The 19,600-nt window shown below is 60.1% G+C and carries 13 protein-coding genes; 7 read left to right on the top strand and 6 right to left on the bottom strand.

Annotation, left to right across the window (positions count from 1 at the left end; translation table 11 throughout):
- Nucleotides 1–156: 156 nt before the first annotated feature.
- Nucleotides 157–972 carry a hypothetical protein gene (locus H1B37_RS20610; protein ID WP_182868538.1) on the bottom strand — a complete coding sequence of 272 codons (816 nt, stop codon included), beginning with the start codon at nt 970–972 and terminating at the stop codon, nt 157–159.
- Nucleotides 973–1,298: 326 nt separating this feature from the next.
- Here H1B37_RS20610 and H1B37_RS20605 point away from each other — a divergent pair, with 326 nt between their 5' ends.
- The 3 genes from H1B37_RS20605 (at nt 1,299) to H1B37_RS20595 (ending at nt 5,802) form a co-directional block, all read left to right on the top strand.
- Nucleotides 1,299–2,576 carry a valine--pyruvate transaminase gene (locus H1B37_RS20605; RefSeq protein WP_182868537.1) on the top strand — a complete coding sequence of 426 codons (1,278 nt, stop codon included), beginning with the start codon at nt 1,299–1,301 and terminating at the stop codon, nt 2,574–2,576.
- A gap of 183 nt (nt 2,577–2,759) precedes the next feature.
- Complete coding sequence (locus tag H1B37_RS20600) at nt 2,760–4,304, top strand: sulfatase (RefSeq protein WP_182868536.1); 1,545 nt, start codon at nt 2,760–2,762, stop codon at nt 4,302–4,304.
- 202 nt (nt 4,305–4,506) lie between these two features.
- Nucleotides 4,507–5,802, top strand: a complete 1,296-nt coding sequence (locus tag H1B37_RS20595; RefSeq protein WP_182868535.1) for a sulfatase — start codon at nt 4,507–4,509, stop codon at nt 5,800–5,802.
- 63 nt (nt 5,803–5,865) lie between these two features.
- Here the strand turns inward: H1B37_RS20595 and H1B37_RS20590 are convergent, their stop codons facing one another.
- A complete protein-coding gene (locus tag H1B37_RS20590) occupies nt 5,866–6,765 on the bottom strand; it encodes a hypothetical protein (RefSeq protein WP_182868534.1) in 900 nt (299 codons plus the stop codon).
- A gap of 461 nt (nt 6,766–7,226) precedes the next feature.
- Between H1B37_RS20590 and H1B37_RS20585 the strand changes: the two genes are divergently transcribed.
- Nucleotides 7,227–9,011: a multiheme c-type cytochrome gene (locus H1B37_RS20585; RefSeq protein ID WP_182868533.1), complete on the top strand. Its 1,785-nt coding sequence runs from the start codon at nt 7,227–7,229 to the stop codon at nt 9,009–9,011.
- Between the two features lie 18 nt (nt 9,012–9,029).
- Here H1B37_RS20585 and H1B37_RS20580 read toward each other — a convergent pair whose 3' ends face one another.
- The 4 genes from H1B37_RS20580 to H1B37_RS20565 form a co-directional block, all read right to left on the bottom strand.
- Nucleotides 9,030–10,790: a hypothetical protein gene (locus H1B37_RS20580; RefSeq protein ID WP_182868532.1), complete on the bottom strand. Its 1,761-nt coding sequence runs from the start codon at nt 10,788–10,790 to the stop codon at nt 9,030–9,032.
- Nucleotides 10,790–11,998: a WD40 repeat domain-containing protein gene (locus tag H1B37_RS20575; RefSeq protein WP_182868531.1), complete on the bottom strand. Its 1,209-nt coding sequence runs from the start codon at nt 11,996–11,998 to the stop codon at nt 10,790–10,792. The genes H1B37_RS20580 and H1B37_RS20575 overlap by 1 nt, the downstream gene beginning before the upstream one ends.
- Complete coding sequence (locus tag H1B37_RS20570) at nt 11,977–12,468, bottom strand: hypothetical protein (protein ID WP_182868530.1); 492 nt, start codon at nt 12,466–12,468, stop codon at nt 11,977–11,979. The genes H1B37_RS20575 and H1B37_RS20570 overlap by 22 nt, the downstream gene beginning before the upstream one ends.
- 185 nt (nt 12,469–12,653) lie before the next feature.
- Nucleotides 12,654–13,733, bottom strand: a complete 1,080-nt coding sequence (locus H1B37_RS20565) for a Gfo/Idh/MocA family protein (RefSeq protein ID WP_182868529.1) — start codon at nt 13,731–13,733, stop codon at nt 12,654–12,656.
- A 192-nt stretch (nt 13,734–13,925) separates the two neighbouring features.
- Between H1B37_RS20565 and H1B37_RS20560 the strand changes: the two genes are divergently transcribed.
- From H1B37_RS20560 to H1B37_RS20550, 3 genes are all read left to right on the top strand, one after another.
- Nucleotides 13,926–14,384 (top strand): MarR family winged helix-turn-helix transcriptional regulator, encoded by a 459-nt coding sequence (locus H1B37_RS20560; protein WP_182868528.1) that lies wholly within the window; start codon nt 13,926–13,928, stop codon nt 14,382–14,384.
- Nucleotides 14,385–14,555: 171 nt separating this feature from the next.
- A complete protein-coding gene (locus H1B37_RS20555) occupies nt 14,556–15,875 on the top strand; it encodes an efflux RND transporter periplasmic adaptor subunit (protein WP_182868527.1) in 1,320 nt (439 codons plus the stop codon).
- Nucleotides 15,862–19,581: an efflux RND transporter permease subunit gene (locus H1B37_RS20550; RefSeq protein ID WP_182868526.1), complete on the top strand. Its 3,720-nt coding sequence runs from the start codon at nt 15,862–15,864 to the stop codon at nt 19,579–19,581. The genes H1B37_RS20555 and H1B37_RS20550 overlap by 14 nt, the downstream gene beginning before the upstream one ends.
- Nucleotides 19,582–19,600 lie beyond the last annotated feature (19 nt).

Below are 19,600 nucleotides of genomic sequence, written 5' to 3'. Positions count from 1 at the left end.
CACCCTTGTTCCTCAAGCCCGCTAGCTGGACCACGCCACTTTGGTGTAGCTACGCTCGCCAGAGCGTGGAAAACCCCAGAGATCCACCTTCTGGCGAAGGTAGCTACGTTCGACCGGCAATTCACGGTGTTTCTTGAGCAAAGTGGCGCTGTCCAGCTACGCGACCTTCTTGAAGTCCAAGCCGGCGTTGTTGGCACCGTCCAGTTGGAACGTGAACCCGTTGGCTGCCATCGTCAGCTTGCCTTCCATCTTTTGCAGATCGTTGCTGCGGACCAGTGTCAAGCGTCCCTCGGTCACTCGGTATTGGCCGGTGAACTGACTGGTCTTGCCGTTGTTGCGAACGACCCAGGAGAACGTGTTACTGCTGTTGAGGTTCAATTCGATCGTGACGTTGCTGGGCAAGGTCGCTTGGAAGCTTCCGATGTGGCCGGGAGTGGCTTCCGAGGCTGCAACGGCGGTTGTCGTGGTCGGCGCCGGATTCGAAACGCTGGGCGTGGATGACGCCCCGATCGGTTTGGACGCGGTCAGCGACGCGAGTGCCGCCAGGGCGGACGATTCGGCATCGACCGTGTTTGCCGCTGGTTTATTTGTCATCGGCGTCGTGGTGGGTTGAGTGGTCGCTTGTTGCGGGAGCGTTTGCTGTGGTGCCGCCGACGTTTGCAACGCCACTTGGGCTCGCGGCCGCGGGCGAACGGCGGCGACGGTGGACGCCGTCGAAGCCGGCTGAGTGATCGCCGCCGGCGGGGCGGCTTGCCCCAGCGCGGGATTGAACCGCGGCGCGGCATTGTGGATCGGTGGCGTCGTCGGCAGCGTGCTGCGGTAGTTCGACGCGGCCCGGGAATAACCCCCATAGACCGGGGCGTACGAAACGCGTCCCCCGCGTCCACCACAAGCCGACGCGGTCGGAACAGATTGAATCGAGACGGCAGCGATTGCGGCAGCGACGAAAAGCTTTTTGGCAGTGCGTTTCATGGGTCGAGATCCGAAAGAAATTGATTGGGTTGCGGCGTGAAGATGCCTTTCAAACAACCAAGCGGAACCGGCGAACGGATGTTTCAGTTTTTTTGTTTCGGGTTTCGGGTTTCAAGTTTCAGGCCCCGGAGGCTGGCGCCGCCGCAGTTTTTCTTGGCCGAGGTGATTTGGCGAACCAGATTCAATCTGCGACACTCTCGGTCAGCAACAATACTCGCCGCAGTGACCGAGCCGAACGCAACCGCGTAATTGTTACGGCAGGACCGACGGCACGCAGAATTCAGACGGCTTTACGCCGGTACCAGTAGCAGCTCGACGAAAACCCCATGAAACACTCCCTTTCGACCTTCGGAAACCGCCTCGCGTTAGACTCGGGGATCGGCGAATTGATGCAGGACCTGGGCGAAACGCTTGCTTCAGGCGATGAGAACCTGTGCATGCTCGGCGGCGGCCAGCCGGCCCACATCCCCGAGGTGGACCAGCGTTGGTTGGCGCGGTTCCGCGAACTGGCCGGCGACCCGACGCAGGTCTCCGCGGTGCTGGGCGACTACCAACCTCCCGCAGGGGACGCCGCGTTTCGCGATTCGGTCGCCGAATTGTTCGCGCGGGAATTCGGTTGGCCGATCACGGCAAAGAACGTTTGCATCACCGCCGGCGGACAGACGGCGTTCTTCCTGTTCCTCAACGCCTTGGCGGGAAGGTTTGATGATGGAACGGAGCGCAAGGTGCTGCTTCCGATCGTCCCGGAGTACATCGGGTACGCCGACCTGGCGACGTCCAGTGACCTTTATCGCGCGGTGCAACCGAAAATCGAAAAAATCGGTGACCACGAGTTCAAGTACGCGATTGATTTTGACTCCTTGGAAATCGACGATTCGATCGCAGCGATCTGCCTGTCGCGGCCGACCAACCCCTCTTCCAATGTCGTGTCCGACGCCGAACTGGAACATTTGGCGGAGCTGGCCGAGCAGAACGACATCCCGCTGATCGTCGACAACGCCTACGGCGATCCCTTTCCGGGCGTGATCTTCACCGACAGCACGCCGATCTGGCGACCGTCGATGGTGCTGACCTACAGCCTTTCCAAACTGGGACTTCCCGGGACGCGGACGGGGATCGTGATCGGCAGCGAGGAAATGATCCAGTGGATCGGATCGATGAACGCGATCTCGTCCCTGGCCAACAACAACATCGGCCAAGCGATCATTCGACCGATGATCGACAGCGGCGAAATCATCTCGATCAGCCACGATGTGATTCGTCCGTTTTATGAGCAGCGTTCACGTCATGCTCATGATTGGCTGGTCGAAGCACTTGATGATTCCGTGCCCTACCGTATCCATCGTCGCGAAGGCGCGTTTTTCCTGTGGCTGTGGCTAGAAGGGCTGCCGATTTCGTCGGCCGAACTCTATCGGCGGCTGAAACAGCGAGGCGTCATGGTGATCTCCGGCCACTACTTCTTTTTCGGACTCCCCGACGACGATTGGCCCCACCGCAATGAGTGTCTGAGGATCAGCTTCACCACCTCCGAACCGGTGCTCCGCCGCGGGATCAATATCCTGGCCGACGAAATCAACCAGCTGTTCACCCGGCAGACGACGTAGAACTGCGTCAACACTCAGATCCCGGTTGGTGGCACCAATCGGAGCCCGCTGGAACACAGCAAACCGGGGAACAGAGGGGACACAGGGAGTGGTTGGCGGAATCCGGCATCAGCTTGCACCGGCCACCAAAGTCTATAGACTTCTGAATGCCACCACCGACCTGCTGCCTGCCATAAGGACTTGATGATGAAATGCTCCCGCCGAGTTTTGCTGTGCTTCGCCTTCGCGTTGCTGTTTTCCGTCTCATCCGACGCGGCTCGGAAAAACGTTGTCGTGTTCTTCGTCGACGACATGGGGTGGACGGACCTGGGTTGCAGCGGCAGCGATTTCTACGAAACGCCGAACATCGACGCGTTGGCCAAAAGCGGCGTCCGGTTCACCAACGGCTACGCCGCTTGCACGGTCTGCTCTCCGAGTCGCGCGGCACTGATGACCGGCCAATCCCCGGCCCGGCTTCACGTGACCGACTTCATCCCCGGACACCCCTTCGTCAACACGCCGATGGCGATTCCCGATTGGACGAAAGTGCTGGAGAAAAAGCACACCACCCTGCCCGAGATCCTCAATGCACACGGTTACACCTGCATTCACCTGGGAAAGTGGCACCTGGCTCATCGCGACGGCTACAAGACGGGACAAGACGACAGCGCCGATCCTGATTTTTACCCGCAGGCGCACGGATTCGACATCAACATCGGTGGCTGCGAAAAAGGAGCCCCGCCGAGCTACTTCTGGCCCTACGGGAAAGGCCGCAGTTTGGAAGCACGAAAAGACAACACGATCTACCAAACGCTTCCCCAAGGCGACCTCTCGGACCAGCAACGTGCGGGCGAATACTTGACCGATCGCTTGGCCGCCGAAGCGGTGGCGCTGATTGACGAAATCGCGGCGTCACAAAAACCGTTCTTCATGAACTTCTGCTTCTACAACGTGCACACGCCGCTGATGGGGCGGCCCGATCTGGTCGAAAAATACGAACGAAAACTCAAAGAAAACCCGCAACGAAACCACACCAACGTTCGCTATGCCGCGATGGTCGAAAGCGTCGATGAAGCGGTCGGACGCGTCGTCGGCAAGCTGCAAGAGCACGACCTGTGGGACGACACCCTGGTCATCTTCACCAGCGACAACGGCGGGCTCAAGCCGGTCGCGACCGACAACACTCCGCTCCGCCAAGGCAAGGGCGGCATCTATGAAGGCGGAGTCCGCGTCCCGCTGATCATCCGACATCCGGGCGAAGGAGCAAGCGGTGTGCGGTGCGATCGACCAGCCATCACGATGGACATCCTGCCGACGATCTGTGACGTGCTCCAGATCGACCTGCCGGCCGAAGCCGCAAAGGTGCAAGATGGTCTCTCGCTGCGACCCTACCTGACCGACCCGCAAGCCCCACCCCGTCGCGATGACCTCTATTGGCATTACCCGCACTACCACTCCATGGGCGCCCAGCCGTACAGCGCGATCCGTTCGGGCGATTGGAAACTGATCGAAGTGTTCGGGAAAGAGTCGCTGGAACTGTACCATCTCTCTAGCGATCTCGGAGAAAACGAAAACCTGGTGACGATTGAAAAGGAAAAGGCAAAAGAGCTATACGCCAAACTGGTTGCGTGGAGGGAGTCTGTCGGGGCTCAGGTACCGACGAGCAATCCCCAGTACGATCCCGCCAAAGAAACCGGAATCGTTCGAAACGGAAAATTTCGCAAGGCGTCTCCGATCCGGGCTCGATAACGCCGGGCTCGCCCTGCCAAAACCGATCACCATGTCGCGGAAGTTCGAAAACATGATTCAATGCGTTGCCTGGACATGGGCTGCTTGCGGCCGGTTGCTTACGTGTCATTTGCTACACCGCGTAGCGCCGCACGCAGCGATCGTCGTCGCAGCCCTATCGGCGCATACGCTGGGTTCTCCCATCGCAAACGCCGAATCAGACGTGCGTCCGAACATCATCGTGATCCTGGCCGACGACTTGGGCTACGGCGATCTGGGTTGTTACGGCAGTGAGATTCACCAGACACCCAACATTGACGCACTCTCCGCATCCGGGTTACGGTTCACGGACTTTCATTCCGCCGGTGCAATGTGCAGCCCCACGCGTGCGTCGTTACTGACCGGAAGTTATCCGCAACGGTTCGGCAAGATTTTCGATGGCGCCCTCTCCGGAACCACGCAGCGCGATCTCGGTCTTCCGCAGGAGGCGACGACGATCTCCGAGCGGCTAAAGCAGAACGGATACGCCACTGCTTGCTTTGGCAAATGGCACCTCGGCTACCGATCCCCGTTGCTGCCGACCCGCCAGGGATTCGACGTGTTCCGCGGACTCGTTTCCGGTGACGGCGACTTTCACACGCAAGTCGACCGGTCGGGAAACAATGACTGGTGGCACAACGAGTCACTCGTGCGGGAAGACGGGTACACGACGGACTTGTTGACCGACCACAGCATCGACTTTATCGAAGCCCATCGCGATCGGCCGTTTTTCATCTACCTTGCCCACCTGGCAATCCACTTCCCCTGGCAGGGACCAAACGATCCGCCGCATCGCCAAGCCGGAACGGCATACCATCGGGACAAATGGGGAGTGATCCCTGATCCGCAAAACGTCGCACCGCATGTCAAGGCGATGGTCGAATCGCTGGATGAAAGCGTCGGTCGCTTGATTCGCACGCTGCGAGCACGGGGTCTGGAAAAGAAAACGCTGGTCGTGTTTACATCCGACAACGGCGGCTATCTGACCTACGGCAAACGCTTCAAAAACATCTCGAGCAACGGTCGATACCGCGGCCAAAAGATGGACCTTTACGAAGGCGGCCACCGCGTGCCGATGATCGTTTCCTGGCCGGGACACATCGCGCCACGCGTCTGCGATCAGACGACACACAGCAACGACCTGTTTCCGACGCTGTTGGCGCTCAGTGGTGACACGTCGGACAACGGAGCGAAGACAGACGGCGTCAATCTCGTCCCGTTGTGGCTGGAGAACAAGCCGCCGCCGCCCCGGGTTCTGTGCTGGCGAACCTTCACTCACGGGGCCACGCGAAGTGGCCCCTGGAAACTTGTCCGACCGCTTCGCAACGGTGGCAAAGCCGAGCTCTACCACCTGGAAAGCGATCCCGACGAGCAACACAATCTTGCCGGAAGCAAACCCGAACAGGTCAGACAACTCCGCCAGGCCTGGGCCGCCTGGGACACCGATGTCAACGCCAGTGCCCGACGACACCAACCGTGAGCGATTCCACCTGGCCTGAACCGGATCGCGACACCCTCCCAAGGGCGAGGTCAAAACGCTGCGTTAGAGAATCCCCCAGGCAAGCGCATACTGGATGTAGGCTTCGTCGCCCCCGTCGATCAATTCGTCGTGATTGGGTGCCTGTTGGCCGTTGAGTTCGTTGTGATAGTCGTCTTCGGACCGGGCCACAGGTGCGGCCGGACGCACCGGCCCGCGTAAAATCGGGGGCGGCGGATTACGGACTCCGAGCACCGGTTCGGGGCGAGGCTGCGGCGGCGCGACGGGTGGCCCGACGGGATACTCGTCCATCAATCCCGGAGCACGATGACGTTGGTTTTGCACCGGACGGACCGCCACCGGGACCGGGGGAGTGGCTCGGCGAGGCCTTGGCGGCGGCGGCGGGCTATCCGAGACGCGTCCGAGGTACTCAAACTTTGACGACGAATTCAGCCGAGCCTCGAGCGCCTTGGGACTCATTGCCCGCGGGTCAATGTTTCGAAAAATGCCATCCATCCCTTCCAACAATTGCGCCGCCGCCATGTAACACAGCAAGGTGAATTCGACGCAGTACATCTTGTCAAACTGATGGGGATCGATGGGCTGCCCCGCATCCGATTGCGCCATCGCGGCCTCCACCAAGCCACAAAACCGATTCACCCGATTGGTAACCCGCCGGGTCCGAAATTTGGGTTTGAACACCGATCCCATGGCCCGTTTGAAGGGAAAGCCTCGACTCATGTGTGCGGCATGGGCCACTCCGGCAACCGTCGCCGCCATGTCGCCCAAGCCGGGTGTGGTGGGCCGCCAGACCAAATGGGGAAACCCGCCGAGTTCGTCACAAAGGCAGAGTTCGTCGACTTCGATATTCTCGACCACCTCGATTTGCGTGTCGCCGTAGTAAACCATTCCGGCGTGCATCGACGCGCTGGAACTGCTGTTTTTGCACCACGAACAGATGGCCATGCCCAATTTTCGAGTATCAAAACTGTTCCACGGCCTGCCATCACTGCGAAAATATTGGGTGATGAAGATGTCTCCCGGTTGTAACGTGTCCTGCTCTACGATCGGTTGACGTAGGAACCAAGCTTTCGAATTGCGTAGCGTAGGCATGGCGAAAAGAATTGAGGAAGGGATCGCGTCAATGAATCGACACCGTACCGCATCAGCGGTAATCGATGGCTGATAGAGAGGCCTGCCCCGAGGGCAGATAGTTTAATCCCAATACGTCGCCGGTCCACCGAACGGGCGGGACGCTCGCGCCGGCGTCCTCCGCCGCTCCCCGCCGTCGCAGAGGACACAGAGGAGATTTTTGTCTGCTCATACTCTTTCTCTTTGCGACAAAAAACTTGAGCTGCCGAATTCCACCCTGTTAGACTTGCGGTTTACTTTTCCGGCATCCTCTCTTCCTCCGCGGATCGATACCCTTGTTTGCTCGACCGATCTTAGCCGCGCTCGCCGTTCTCATCGGCTGCTCCACGCACACCATCGCCGAACCTCCGACCAACACAGACCCCGCGGTCGGATACGTGGGAACCCAGACCTGCGTGAAATGCCATGAGGCGGAGCATCTGTCCTATTTGGACACCAAACACAGCGAGTCGATGGAACGCGTCGACCCGGACAAAGAGGTGTCCTCGGCGACCTACCATCACGACGCGTCGGGCAACGACTATGAAGTGTTCCGCCGAGGCGACGATTTGATTCACCGCGAGATCATTCGCGGGGTCGACGGGGCAGAACTGGCCAGAACCGAACACCCGATCGTGTTCACGCTCGGTTCGGGCACGCACGGCAAAAGCTATGTTTATCACGACGGATCACATTTCGGCCAGTCACCGTTGTCGTGGTATGAAGACACCGGGAAATGGTCGATGTCGCCCGGCTATGACGTGCCGTTTCATCCCGGTTTTGGACGCAAACTCAGTACGGAATGTTTTTTCTGTCACGTCGGCGCCGTCGATCGAAAACGTGGCAACCCGAATGAGTTTTCGATTCTGGAAGAAAAGATCGGCTGCGAACGCTGCCACGGTCCGGGTGAAAAACACGTTGCCCGTTACCGCGAAAACCCCAAGTTCACCGGAGCGGACCACACGATCGTCAATCCATCCAAACTTTCCCGCGAACTTTCCGAAGCCATTTGCCAACAATGCCACTTGCAGGCCGCCGGCAAAGCGATGCGGGCGAACCAAGACGAATGGGATTATCGGCCGGGCCTGCCGCTGACCGACTTTCGGATCGACTACCAATATCGCCTCGGTGATGACACGATGCGAGTGGTCGGACATGTCGAACAGTTGCACCAGAGCAAGTGTTATCAACAGACCGAATCGCTGACCTGCATCACCTGTCACAATCCACACCAGACCGTCTCGGCGGCAGCGACGATCGACCACTATCGCAAGATTTGCTTGTCCTGTCACACCGATGACTCCTGCGGCAAACCACACGCCGATCGGATTGCGGAAGCACAAAACGACTGCAGCCATTGTCACATGCCGGCCCAAGGGACGGAGGTTCCCCACACGGCGTTTCATCACCACCGCATCGGCATCCACAGCGAGGCGGCAACCGAGAGTGAGCCTGCGGTCGGGCTGAGCCCCGTCTTGGATGTCGCCCGGTTGCCCGAGACGGTGCGAAAACGCTGCGAAGCACTCGCCAAGTTCCAGGTCGCCCAAGAAAATCCGGGCAACGCAAATTTTCGAGACTACGGCATCGAGGCGGCCAAGGCGTTGATCGAAGTCAAAAACACTGGCAAGTCCGATCCCGATGCGACAACCATCCTGGCCATGTTGGCGCGTTCCCAAGGCCAGGCTTCGATCGCCGCAGACCTTGCCGGAGAAGTGTTGGCGAGAGAATTGATCCCCTCGCGCCCGCGACTCGAATCGCTTCGTCTACTCGCCGGCCTGGCCTACCAACGCCGCGAATTTGCCAAAGCCGCCGAGTATTACCGCGAAGTCACCCAGCTCCAATCCGAGCCGTTTGACTACTTTCAACTCGGCGTCGCCGAACAGAACTCCGGCAACACGGAGGCGTCGATCAACGCCCTAAAAAAGACGGTCGAATTGGCACCCCACCACGTCAATGCGCACCGTTTCCTGGCTGCGATCTATCAATCACAGGGACGTGCCGACGAAGCCGCCCGCCACTCGCAACTGGCCCAGGCACATGCGATGCGTCTGCAGCAACTGCAGCAACAGACGCTGAAATGATCGGTCGCTCGAAGGTCCCTAAAGGCGTCTCAAGAAATTCCGTCCGAACCGCCCGTAATCCTGGCCATCCACGTCGCCATCGCCGTCTGAATCCAACGGTGCATTGAAGCCGTCGGAGCCGAAGGTCGACAGGAACGCCAGACCGAAACGTCCATAGTCCTGGCCGTCGACATCGCGATCACCATCACTGTCGCCATAGAGGCGAAAGAGACGGTCGGCCGCCTGATCACCGAACACTTCGTCCTCACGCATTTCCAATCCGCGTGTCGAACGGATCTTGGACGCTTCGATGTGCAATCGGTAATCCCCGTCGGCCAACGAGTTCCCGAGGGTTCCGGTGCCGGCCCGAGCCACGGTGCTGTCGCCGTCGAACGTCACCTTCACCACCGTCGTCCCCGCCATGACGCTGGCAGCCACATCGACCACACCGACGGGCGTTGCGGTCGTCGTGTTGACAAGGGTGAACGCCGATTGCAAGGGTGCGACCTCCAACGTTTGGCCAAACGTCACCTCGATCGAAGTGACTTGCGATCGACTGCTGGCCCCACCGTTGACGACGACTTGGTGGACCGTCGGATTGGCGGTGACCAACGTCACCCTGGCATCGTCATCCAACGCAACCGCATCCGGCGGAACCACTTCGTCCTCGCCGAAAAGCAGCAGCGGGTCGACACCTTCGCTCGGGTTGACGTCGACCACCAACGGCGACCGCAAGTCATCGGCCAGGAAGACTTCGATCCGAAACACGTCAAACGGTTCGATGAATTGCCCGTTCTGGCTCAGCCCCGGAATCCCTCCGGACGCCGCCGGGATCAGCCCCGTGCCGCCGACATCGATGAACCCTGCCGACAGGTCATAGCTGCCACGATTCAAGAGCGAATAGAAGCGTTGATTGTCATTGAAGGTTCGGCTGCGCGTGTCCAGATTGAAACGCAACGCGTCGCCGTTGGGCGTCACGCCATCGGCCAGGAACGGGCTGAATTCTTCGACGGCCGCGGGGACATCAACGTCCAAGTTTGTAGCGACGATGAAGTTTGGCAAATCCAGATTGCCCAGCGAGGGGTCGACAAAACGAATTTCCAACCTGAGATCATCCGACGTCAATCCCGCGACCTGGTATTGCGACCGTTGGTATCCGAAGTGATCGAGTGCGGCTTGGATTTCGCTGATCGGTTCTGTGGCAAAATCCGCCAGATCGGCGATGTAGGTTCGCGACAGTCCTTGCATGCCAAAGGTGATCGAACCCGAGGTGGCGTTGTAGATCTGCTCGCCAAAAACGATGTGCTGGGTTTCACGCAACACGGGGCGAAGCAGATTCGGCTGGCTGAGCCCCAGGTCCACATGAACGCTGAATGCCCCGATGTCGTCGCCGAAAGTGCGCAAATCCGAATACGCGACTTCCAGAAAGAAGGCGTTTTCAATCCCGACACCGACTTCCACCGTGCCGTCGACCACCGGCAGCGGCTGGTCCTCCGAATCGCGTGCCGTCAGAAAATACTCCGCCATCGGTGCGGCGGTGGAGGCCAGAACGAGCCGGTGTTCCAAGGCTTCGCAACCCAAGCGGCGTGGCCTGACTTTCGGATGCCAGCTGTTGCCGGTCACTCGAGACGACGTTCGCTGCCCGCCGCCGCGTCCAGCCTTGTTCGAGCGGTTTGCCCGTTTGCGATCCTGTTGCGTCAAACTTCCCAATCCTCGGTTTCGTACGATGTCCCGCAAATCCTGCGAGGATTGTAGCGTCAACGCGATGCTTCCGCACACGTCGATGACGCTCGCGGGCATCAGTTGCGGATGCGGTTGGGATCGAGCGAATCGAGCACCCACTGGAGCATGGAAAACGTGTAGGCGCGTTGCATGGTGTCGATGTCCCATTCATAAATCGAGCCACCGGAATCCCATGAATACAGCGTCTGGCCGGACGACGCGAACCCCACGATCGGGCACTCATGGCCGGCGAACACCCCTCGTTCCCGCCCGGTTTGGACGTCACGGATGATGATCACGTGTGTTTCGTTGCGATACACGGCCGTCGCCGCCCAGGAGCCCTGCCCGCCGACGGCCACCACCGGAACGGAGACGCGTTGTGTCCAGAGGCGAGCGTCTGGGTGGCGTGGGTCGGCGGAAAAGGCATGCAGCGAAACCTCGTGCGGCGTCCCGTTGGTCGCGACGGCCAGCAATCGATCTTCCTCCGACAGGTCGGCTTCAAACAGAGAGCGTTCATCGGACAAGCCTCGCTTGAGGACCTTTCCCGAATCGAGATCACGAATCGCGATCCCACCGTTGCTATCGGCGGCGATGATGCACTGCGAATCTCGGGTGAACGCGAGCACCTTGTGAATACCGTGTTTGGCGCTGCCGCGATGTTCGTGATGTCCGTGATGATGCTGGTGCAACAGTCGGTTTTCCGACAAGCTCCAGACCCAAACGGATTGTTCATTGAGCGCCGCCAGCTTGTCACCATCGGGCGAGAACAGCATACGGGTGGGGTGATCAAATCGGGCGTCATCAATCGTTTCGATTTCGGCCATCAACTTGGCCGTCGACATCGGCGTCACATCCTTAATCAAGCGGACGGCGGCGTCGTCGCCGATCACCGCGACCGTCGACGCGTCTGGAGAGAGCGCCACGGCGATCGGATTCAGGTGAGAGGCGTCCAGGGACATCGTTCGACGCGTGACCAAATCCATCAGCACGATATCGGATTTGACACCCTCGGCGAGCGCGTTCTGTCGGAAACAGACCACGGCGGCCGCCATGCGTTTTGATCGCTGGAATGACAGGTCGTCAAACCAAACCGATCGTGTTTGCGTATCGGGTTGGTAGCGAAACCCGCTGCCCCAAATCACAACGGCTTCCGCACCGGCGAGCAGGAAGATTCCGCCGAGCAGCAACCCCCACAACGCGAAGAAGTCGGTGACCTGCTTCCAAACCTTCCAACGCCTCGGTGATCGCAGCAGTTCCAACACGATCACGCGACCGTTAAATAACACAACAGCGAAAGCTGGAAGCAAACCAGGCTGGCCGCCACCGTCATCGCGATGCGTCGTTGGTGCTTGTACAACGTGATCAGCACGGCACAAACCAACGCCGTACTGACCAGTTTGACCGTGACAAACAACCAGACCTGACCGTCTTGCAGATCAAGCAGCCAGACCCCGATCGGATTCTGTTCCACTTCATGAATCACTTCATGATTCGTGACGACCAATGCCGCATCGTGCACCGAGACGAACGCGATCAGCAGGCAACAGACCCCGAGGGTGACGGGGCCGCAGCCGCGTAGTCGCTGGACGATCGCGGGCAAGGGATTGAGCCACACATCGGCGATCACCGCCCCCTGGCTGATTCGCCCCTGGCTGACCCGCCATCGCTTTGGCAGAAGGATTTCCATTGCTACGGTCTTCTCTTGCGTTTGAAGATTGATTCCGCCTCGTTCGTAGATCGCTCTACGTTTCAACACGATTTAAATCGCGTTGGTAGATCAAAACAATGCGGGAATCGTGCCGTTTCGGGGACCGGCGGAATAACCGCCGTCAGTCAAAGATTGCGGGCCGTGCCTGACGTGGAATCCCTGGGAAATAGGCCTTTATGAAGATCAGTCGAGCATTGTTGCATGTCCGCCAAAGTGTCCAAACCGACCGCCCCTCACTGCAACAGCGGCACCGTTCGCTGCTCCCTCGCACTCCGCACGGCCGCATCGACGATCTGTTGCCCGATGCGACTGATATGGGTGGAGAGCGGACCGTCGATCTGGCGGTCGTTCTGAATCACGTCCACCATGTATTGGATCGGGTTCTCTAGCGGCGGTGCCAGGGGGGTCGGCTGGATCTGCCGCCCCTCGGGACAATCACGCGTTTGAATTCGCATCGACGTTTCATAGTCGTAGCTGGAAATCGTGCCCTCGGTGCCGACCAGCACAAACCCGCATTTGGGTTGCGGTTGATGGGTCCACGGATCGGTGAACGTGCCCCAGCGGGTTTCAAATTTGGACAGACCGGTTTCATAACGCGCCACCACGATGCTGTGTTCATCGACCTCCAATCCGTCCGGCCGATCGACCATCGCGGTCACTTCGATCGGCCGTCGTCCGTCCATGTACCACGTCCCCAGTGTCGTGCCGTAACCGAGATAGTCCAACAAAGATCCGCCGCCGTGACTTTGTTTGTAGAACCAGCTGGTCGGTTTCTCTCGCTGCACTTCTTCGGCAGTCCGTTCCACCTTGTCGGCCACGTGCCACAGCGGTCCGCGGTTTCCGCCGTAGTAGTGCACTTCGATGCATTGACCGATCTGGCCATCGTCGACCAAACGCTTGGCCATGCGATGCGACGCCACCCAGGCCAACGGCCAGTTGATCGCCAATCGCACGCCGGCGCTGCGAGCGGCCGCGATCATCCGATCGGCTTCGGCCAACGACCCGGCAAACGGTTTTTCGACCAACAAGTCTGATCCGAACGGGGCGATCCGCTCGACCCAATCACCATGCTTGGACGCGGCCGGACACAGGATCGCCAAATCAGCCGAAGTCGAATCGAACAATGATTGCGGATCGGTGTGCACCCTGTCGGCCGGAATCCCAAAGGCGTTGATCGCATCCTGCATTCGGTTCGGATCTTGGTCACAGATCCCGACCAGATCCACCGCGGGATGCTCGTGCGCCATTCGCAACAGATCGCCCATGTGAAAATGATCAAAATTGATGCCGACAACCTTCAAGCGATCGCCCATCTCCCTGCTCCTTGTTGAATTCGGAATGTTGTTTGGGGCAGGATTGTAACGCACCGCATCATCCCTCAGGCGACCGAGCCCCTGGATCGATCCGGGTCAACGCGATCGGGGAAAGACTTGACAAGCGATTGCCCCCCAACGCTAATGGTTAGTGGGCTAACGAATTGTGTTGTTCCCCGGAGAGGACGGCTCGTGCTGGACTATGACTTTGACGAGAGCATCGGCTATTGGCTGACCATCACCACGCAGCGATACCATCGTGCCTTCAACGATGAACTGGTGCCCTATGGCATCACGTTTCGGCAATCTCAGGTGCTCGGATGGTTGGCGCTCGAGGGCGATCTTTCGCAATCCGAGTTGGCCGGCAAGATGATGATCGAACCGCCGACACTGGTGCGGATTCTTGACCGCATGCAGCGTGACGGATTGATCACCCGCCGCCCCTGTCCCGAGGATCGTCGGCGAAAGTTAATCCGCGCGACCGCCAAGAGCAAACCGGTGTGGGGCAAGATCATCCAGTGTGCCAAACGGATTCGCGCGCGGGCCACCGACGGATTGACCGACCGGCAACAAGCCACCCTCAAAACGCTGCTCGGCCGCGTCCACGAAAACTTGATGCCCGACATCGCGACCGCACCGTCGGACCACTAGCCGCTCCACTCCTCCACTCCTCCACTCCTCCACTCCTCCACTCCTCCACTCCTCCACTCCTCCACTCCTTCACTCCTTCACTCCTCCACTCCTCCACTCCTCCACTCCTCCACTCCTTCACTCCTCCACTCCTTCACTCCTTCCCCCCTGACGTCGCACCGGACTTGCCCCATGAACCAACCGACCATTCGCCCAACCCGATGTGTGTTGCCGTTGATCGTCGCGACGGTCTGCGTGTCGACCACACAGGCTCAGCAACAACCGCCGGCCCCGGTCGCCGTCGCCGAAACGGTCCAGATGGACGTCGCCGCCGGCCAGACCTTTGTCGCCACCGTGATGCCGCTCAAACGCGCCGTCGTGGGCAGCGCGGTGGACGGCCGGGTGGTGGAGTTGGTGGTTCACGAAGGTGAACGCGTCGCCCAGGGGGGGACGCTGGCCAAGCTGTTGACCGCGACAATTGAATTGGAACTCGCCGCCGCCCAGGCCGAACTGGACCTGCGGAATCAAGAACTCGCCGAACTCGAAGCGGGGTCGCGGCCGAACGAAATCGAACAAGCCAAGGCGAAGATGCTCGCTGCCAAAGCCGAGATGGAATTCGGTCAGGCGCAACTGCTCCGATTGCAGCAACTCCGCAAGTCGAACTCTGCATCCCCCGAAGAATTCGAATTGGTCAAGTCACAAGCGAGCCAGAGGGAACAGGTCTATCTGGAATTGAAGGCGGCGTACGACTTAATGGTCGAAGGTCCGCGAACCGAACGGATCGCCCAGGCGCGCGCCCAGGTTGCGTTTCAACAAGCGATGGTCGATCGCATCCAGGACCGGATCAAGAAGTACACGATCATGTCGCGGTTTGACGGCTATGTCGTCACCGAACACGTTGACGAGGGAACGTGGGTCCAGAGCGGCGATCCGGTGATGGAGGTGGTGGCGCTTGACGAAGTCGAAGTCTACGCGTATGTCGTCGAACAACATGCCGCGCACATCACGCCCGGCATGACGGTTCGCGTCGATGTCCCCGCCCTGCCCGACGAACTGTTCACCGGCCAGATCACCACCGTGATCCCGCAAGCCGACGCCAAGGCGCGGACCTTTCCCGTCAAGATCCGCGTGCCCAACACGATCACCGATTCGGGGCCGCTGCTCAAAGCGGGGATGTACGCCCGCGTCCAACTGCCCGTCGGCCCGCCACAACGAGCCGTGATGGTGCCCAAGAATGCGTTGGTCTTGGGTGGTCCCCAGCCGTTGGTCTACGTCGTCGAAAACGGCGAGGGCAACAGCCACAGCGTCCGCCCGGTCCCGATCCGAGTCGGGGTTGCGATGCCGAATCTGATCCAAGCCATCGGTCCGCTGGAAGCAGGCCAACTGGTCGTCGTGGAAGGCAACGAACGTCTGCGGCCCGGACAAAGTGTCCGGATCTCCCGTGTCGTCAAGCCTGCATCGACGCCTGAAACCGACCAGCAAACCGAAGGGGCAAGCGATGGCACTGATTGAATCCTTCGTCAAAAATCCGGTCAAGGTCAGCGTCGCCGTCCTGTTGGTCTCGCTGTTCGGCGTCGTCGCGCTGACGCGGATGCCGATGCAACTGACCCCGGAGGTCCAGATCCCCACGATCACCGTGGCGACGACCTGGCCCGGTGCCAGCCCACAGGAGGTGGAGCAGGAGATCACGATGGAGCAGGAGGAACAGCTCAAGAGTGTCGAAGGCGTCACGAAGATGACGTCCGAGAGCGCCGATTCCAAAAGCACGATCACGCTGGAGTTCGTCGTCGGCACGAACATGGAGGAGGCCTTGCTGAAGGTCAACAGCCGACTGCAGCAAGTGCCGGAGTACCCCGAGGATTCCGACGAACCGGTGATCACAACCTCCAACGCCTCGGACCGCCCGATCGCCTGGTTCATTTTAAGCACGCGGCGGCCGACCGACGATCAATTCGCAGCGTTCCAATCGCGACACCCCGAGCTGGCCGACAAAATCGCCCCGGCTCGCAACGCCCACAACGTCGGTTTGGCGATGCTGCGGCTGCGGATGCTGGCCAAAGAGCACTCCGAGGTCAACGAACTGTTGCCGCCAGACGACTTGGACGTGACCCAGTTGCGGCGGTTTGCCGAAGATGAAATCGAAGCCCGCTTTGAACGTGTCCCCGGCGTTTCCCAATCCAACGTCATCGGCGGATTGGAAGACGAACTACAGGTCATCGTGGACCCCGAAAAATTAGCCGCCAGACAACTGACCCTGGCCGACGTCCGCAGCGTCTTGCAGGGGCAAAACAAGGACACGTCGGCGGGCGATTTCTGGGAAGGCAAACGGCGCTGGGTCGTGCGGGCGATGGGACAATTCCGCAGTCCCGAACAGGTCGAGCAACAATTGTTGTCGGTCAACAACGGCGCCCCGGTCTACGTCCGCGACGTCGCCACCGTCGAATTGGGTTACAAAAAGCCGGACGGATTGGTGCGACGATTTGGTGAATCGAGTATCGCGATCAATTGCTTGCGGGAAACCGACGCCAACGTGCTGGACGTGATGGAGGGTTTGCGGATCGCCAGCCGCGACATCGACGAAAACATCTTGGCCCCGCGTGGATTGCAACTGATGCAAGTTTACGACGAAACAGAATACATCTATTCGTCCATCGACTTGGTGCAACAGAACATTTTCATCGGCGGGGCGCTGACGATGATCGTGTTGATGCTGTTCTTGCACCTGGGCGTGCGGACGATTCTGACGATCCCCCTGATCATCGCCAGCTCCCTGGCGGCGGCCTATCTTTCGCCGTTTTTCTTTCTGATTTGCATCGCGATCATTCTGACCGCGGGGTTTTGGTTCGCCCGCGGCGCCTTGGTGGTGGCGTTGGCGATCCCGACCAGCATCATCGCGTCGTTCTTGGTGTTGGGAGTGCTGGGACGGTCGTTGAACGTGATCAGTCTGGCCGGCCTGGCGTTCGCCGTCGGCATGTTGGTCGACAACGCGGTGGTCGTGCTGGAAAACGTTTACCGTCATTTTCGATCCGGCGATTCACCGCTTGCCGCCGCGGTTCGCGGAACGCAGGAGGTCTGGGGCGCGATCGCGGCATCGACGATCACGACCGTCGCCGTGTTCTTGCCGATCGTTTTTGTTCAGGAAGAAGCCGGTCAACTGTTTCGTGACATCGCGCTGGCGATCAGCGCGGCGGTGGCGCTATCGTTGGTGATCTCGATGTCGGTGATCCCGACCGCGGCGTCACGGTTATTCGATTCCCGGCGCGAGCAGTCGCCCGATCATCCAGACGACCGAACGGCATCCCCCGGGGCACCGACGAACCGAATCACACGATTCTTCCTGTGGCCGATCCACACCTTTGCCGCCGCCTTTGTCCGCGCCACCGTCGGCTTCAACGACTGGGTCCAACGCGGCACGCTGCGCCGCATCGTCGTCGCGGCGACGCTGGTCCTGTTGGCCGTCGGCATCAGTTGGTCGTTCTGGCCGAAGGTGGAATACCTGCCGACAGGAAATCGCAACCTGGTCTTCGGCATCCTGTTGCCGCCGCCCGGATACAACCTGGACCAATTGACGGCGGCCGGCAAAACCGTGGAAAGCGAATTGCGCCCGTACTGGGACGTGGAACCGGACAGCCCCGAAGCCGCCGCGTTGGACTTCCCCGCGATCGGTGATTTTTTCTTCGTCGCTCGGGGCCGCCAGGTGTTCATGGGCATCCGCGCCCACGACGGTCAGCGTGCCGGTGAACTCGTTCCGCTGGTGCAGCAGGTCGGCGCGAAGATGCCGGGGACCTTTGCCGTCGCAAAGCAATCCAGCCTGTTCGAACAGGGGCTGACCGCCGGGCGGACGATCGAGATCGAAATCACCGGCCCCGATTTGATCAAGCTGGTCGGGCTGGGCGGGCAAACGATCGGCAAGGTCAAACAGATCATGCCGACCGCCCAGGCCCGACCGATTCCCAGCCTGGATTTGTCCAGTCCCGAAATCCACATCACGCCCAAGTTGGTCCAAGCGGCCGAGATGGGCGTCAGCAGTCGCGACCTGGGGTTCGCCGCCAACTGTCTGATCGACGGTGCGTACGCCGGTGATTACTACTTGGACGGCAATAAGATCGACTTGACGATCGTCGGTGAATCCAAGTACGCCGACACGACGCAAGAGATCGAGGCATTGCCGATCGCGACCCCCGGCGGCCATCTGGTCCCGCTGGCGGCCCTGGCCGAAGTCGCCTTGGCCAGCGGCCCCGAACAGGTCAATCACCGCGAACGCGTCCGCGCGATCACGATCGAGGTTTCTCCGCCGCCGGAAGTCGCGCTGGAGGATGCGATGGCCCAGATCCGTCGCGAGATCGTCCAGCCGCTGATCGAAAGCGGTCAACTGGGCGGCGGATACCACGTCAACCTGGCCGGCACCGCCGACAAACTGAGCAAGATGCAGACGACGTTCCTGGGCCGATGGTCGGGTTGGAATCTGGACAGTTTGCTCAGCCTGTTGACCAGCCAATTCGTCCTGGTCGTCCTGATCACGTACCTGTTGATGGCGGCGCTGTTCGAATCGTGGTTGTATCCGCTGGTGATCATCTTGACCGTGCCGCTGGGCGCGGTCGGCGGCATCTTGGGGCTGAACCTGTTGAACGTCTATTTGGGGATGACCGGCCAACTGACGCAGCAACTGGACATCCTGACCATGCTGGGTTTCGTGATCTTGATCGGTACCGTGGTCAACAATCCGATCTTGATCGTGCACCAATCGCTCAATCACATGCGCGAGGACTCCATGCCGCCGCGGGCGGCGATTTTGGAAAGCGTCCGGACTCGGATTCGCCCCATCTTTATGACCACGATGACCACCGTGCTGGGGCTGTTTCCGTTGGTCCTGTTCCCCGGTGCCGGCAGCGAACTGTACCGGGGTCTGGGAAGCGTGGTGCTGGGCGGGTTGTTGGTCTCGACGGTGTTCACGTTGATCTTGGTGCCAACGCTGTTCAGTTTGCTGCTGGACGCCAAAGCCCGATTGACGCGGTTGGTCTTTGGCACGCGGCAAGTCTTCGGCACGCGGCAGGGGCCGGACCGTCGGCCGACCGAGTTGCCAAACCGACAACCAGCGGTTCAACTGGGCAGGTCGGAGGAACCGATGCCGCGTGACTCGCATCAGTCACGCGGCACGAAAACGAACGAGGGTGCTCCAGCCCCCGCTTCGTCGGCTCCGGCGTCACAGGATGATTGATCGCCGTTTGCGTTGGTGC

The sequence above is a fragment of the Stieleria mannarensis genome, from assembly GCF_014154935.1.
Taxonomy (GTDB): domain Bacteria; phylum Planctomycetota; class Planctomycetia; order Pirellulales; family Pirellulaceae; genus Stieleria; species Stieleria mannarensis.
Note: the sequence above shows the minus strand (reverse complement) of the source record. Positions and strands in the feature narration are given on the sequence as shown.

Bases quoted from the DNA above. Each gene is read 5' to 3' on its own strand.
- H1B37_RS20610 (WP_182868538.1), bottom strand. From the start codon at position 972: ATGAAACGCACTGCCAAAAAGCTTTTCGTCGCTGCCGCAATCGCTGCC.
- H1B37_RS20605 (WP_182868537.1), top strand. From the start codon at position 1,299: ATGAAACACTCCCTTTCGACCTTCGGAAACCGCCTCGCGTTAGACTCG.
- H1B37_RS20600 (WP_182868536.1), top strand. From the start codon at position 2,760: ATGATGAAATGCTCCCGCCGAGTTTTGCTGTGCTTCGCCTTCGCGTTG.
- H1B37_RS20590 (WP_182868534.1), bottom strand. From the start codon at position 6,765: ATGGCCATCTGTTCGTGGTGCAAAAACAGCAGTTCCAGCGCGTCGATG.
- H1B37_RS20580 (WP_182868532.1), bottom strand. From the start codon at position 10,790: ATGCCCGCGAGCGTCATCGACGTGTGCGGAAGCATCGCGTTGACGCTA.
- H1B37_RS20565 (WP_182868529.1), bottom strand. From the start codon at position 13,733: ATGGGCGATCGCTTGAAGGTTGTCGGCATCAATTTTGATCATTTTCAC.
- H1B37_RS20555 (WP_182868527.1), top strand. From the start codon at position 14,556: ATGAACCAACCGACCATTCGCCCAACCCGATGTGTGTTGCCGTTGATC.
- H1B37_RS20550 (WP_182868526.1), top strand. From the start codon at position 15,862: ATGGCACTGATTGAATCCTTCGTCAAAAATCCGGTCAAGGTCAGCGTC.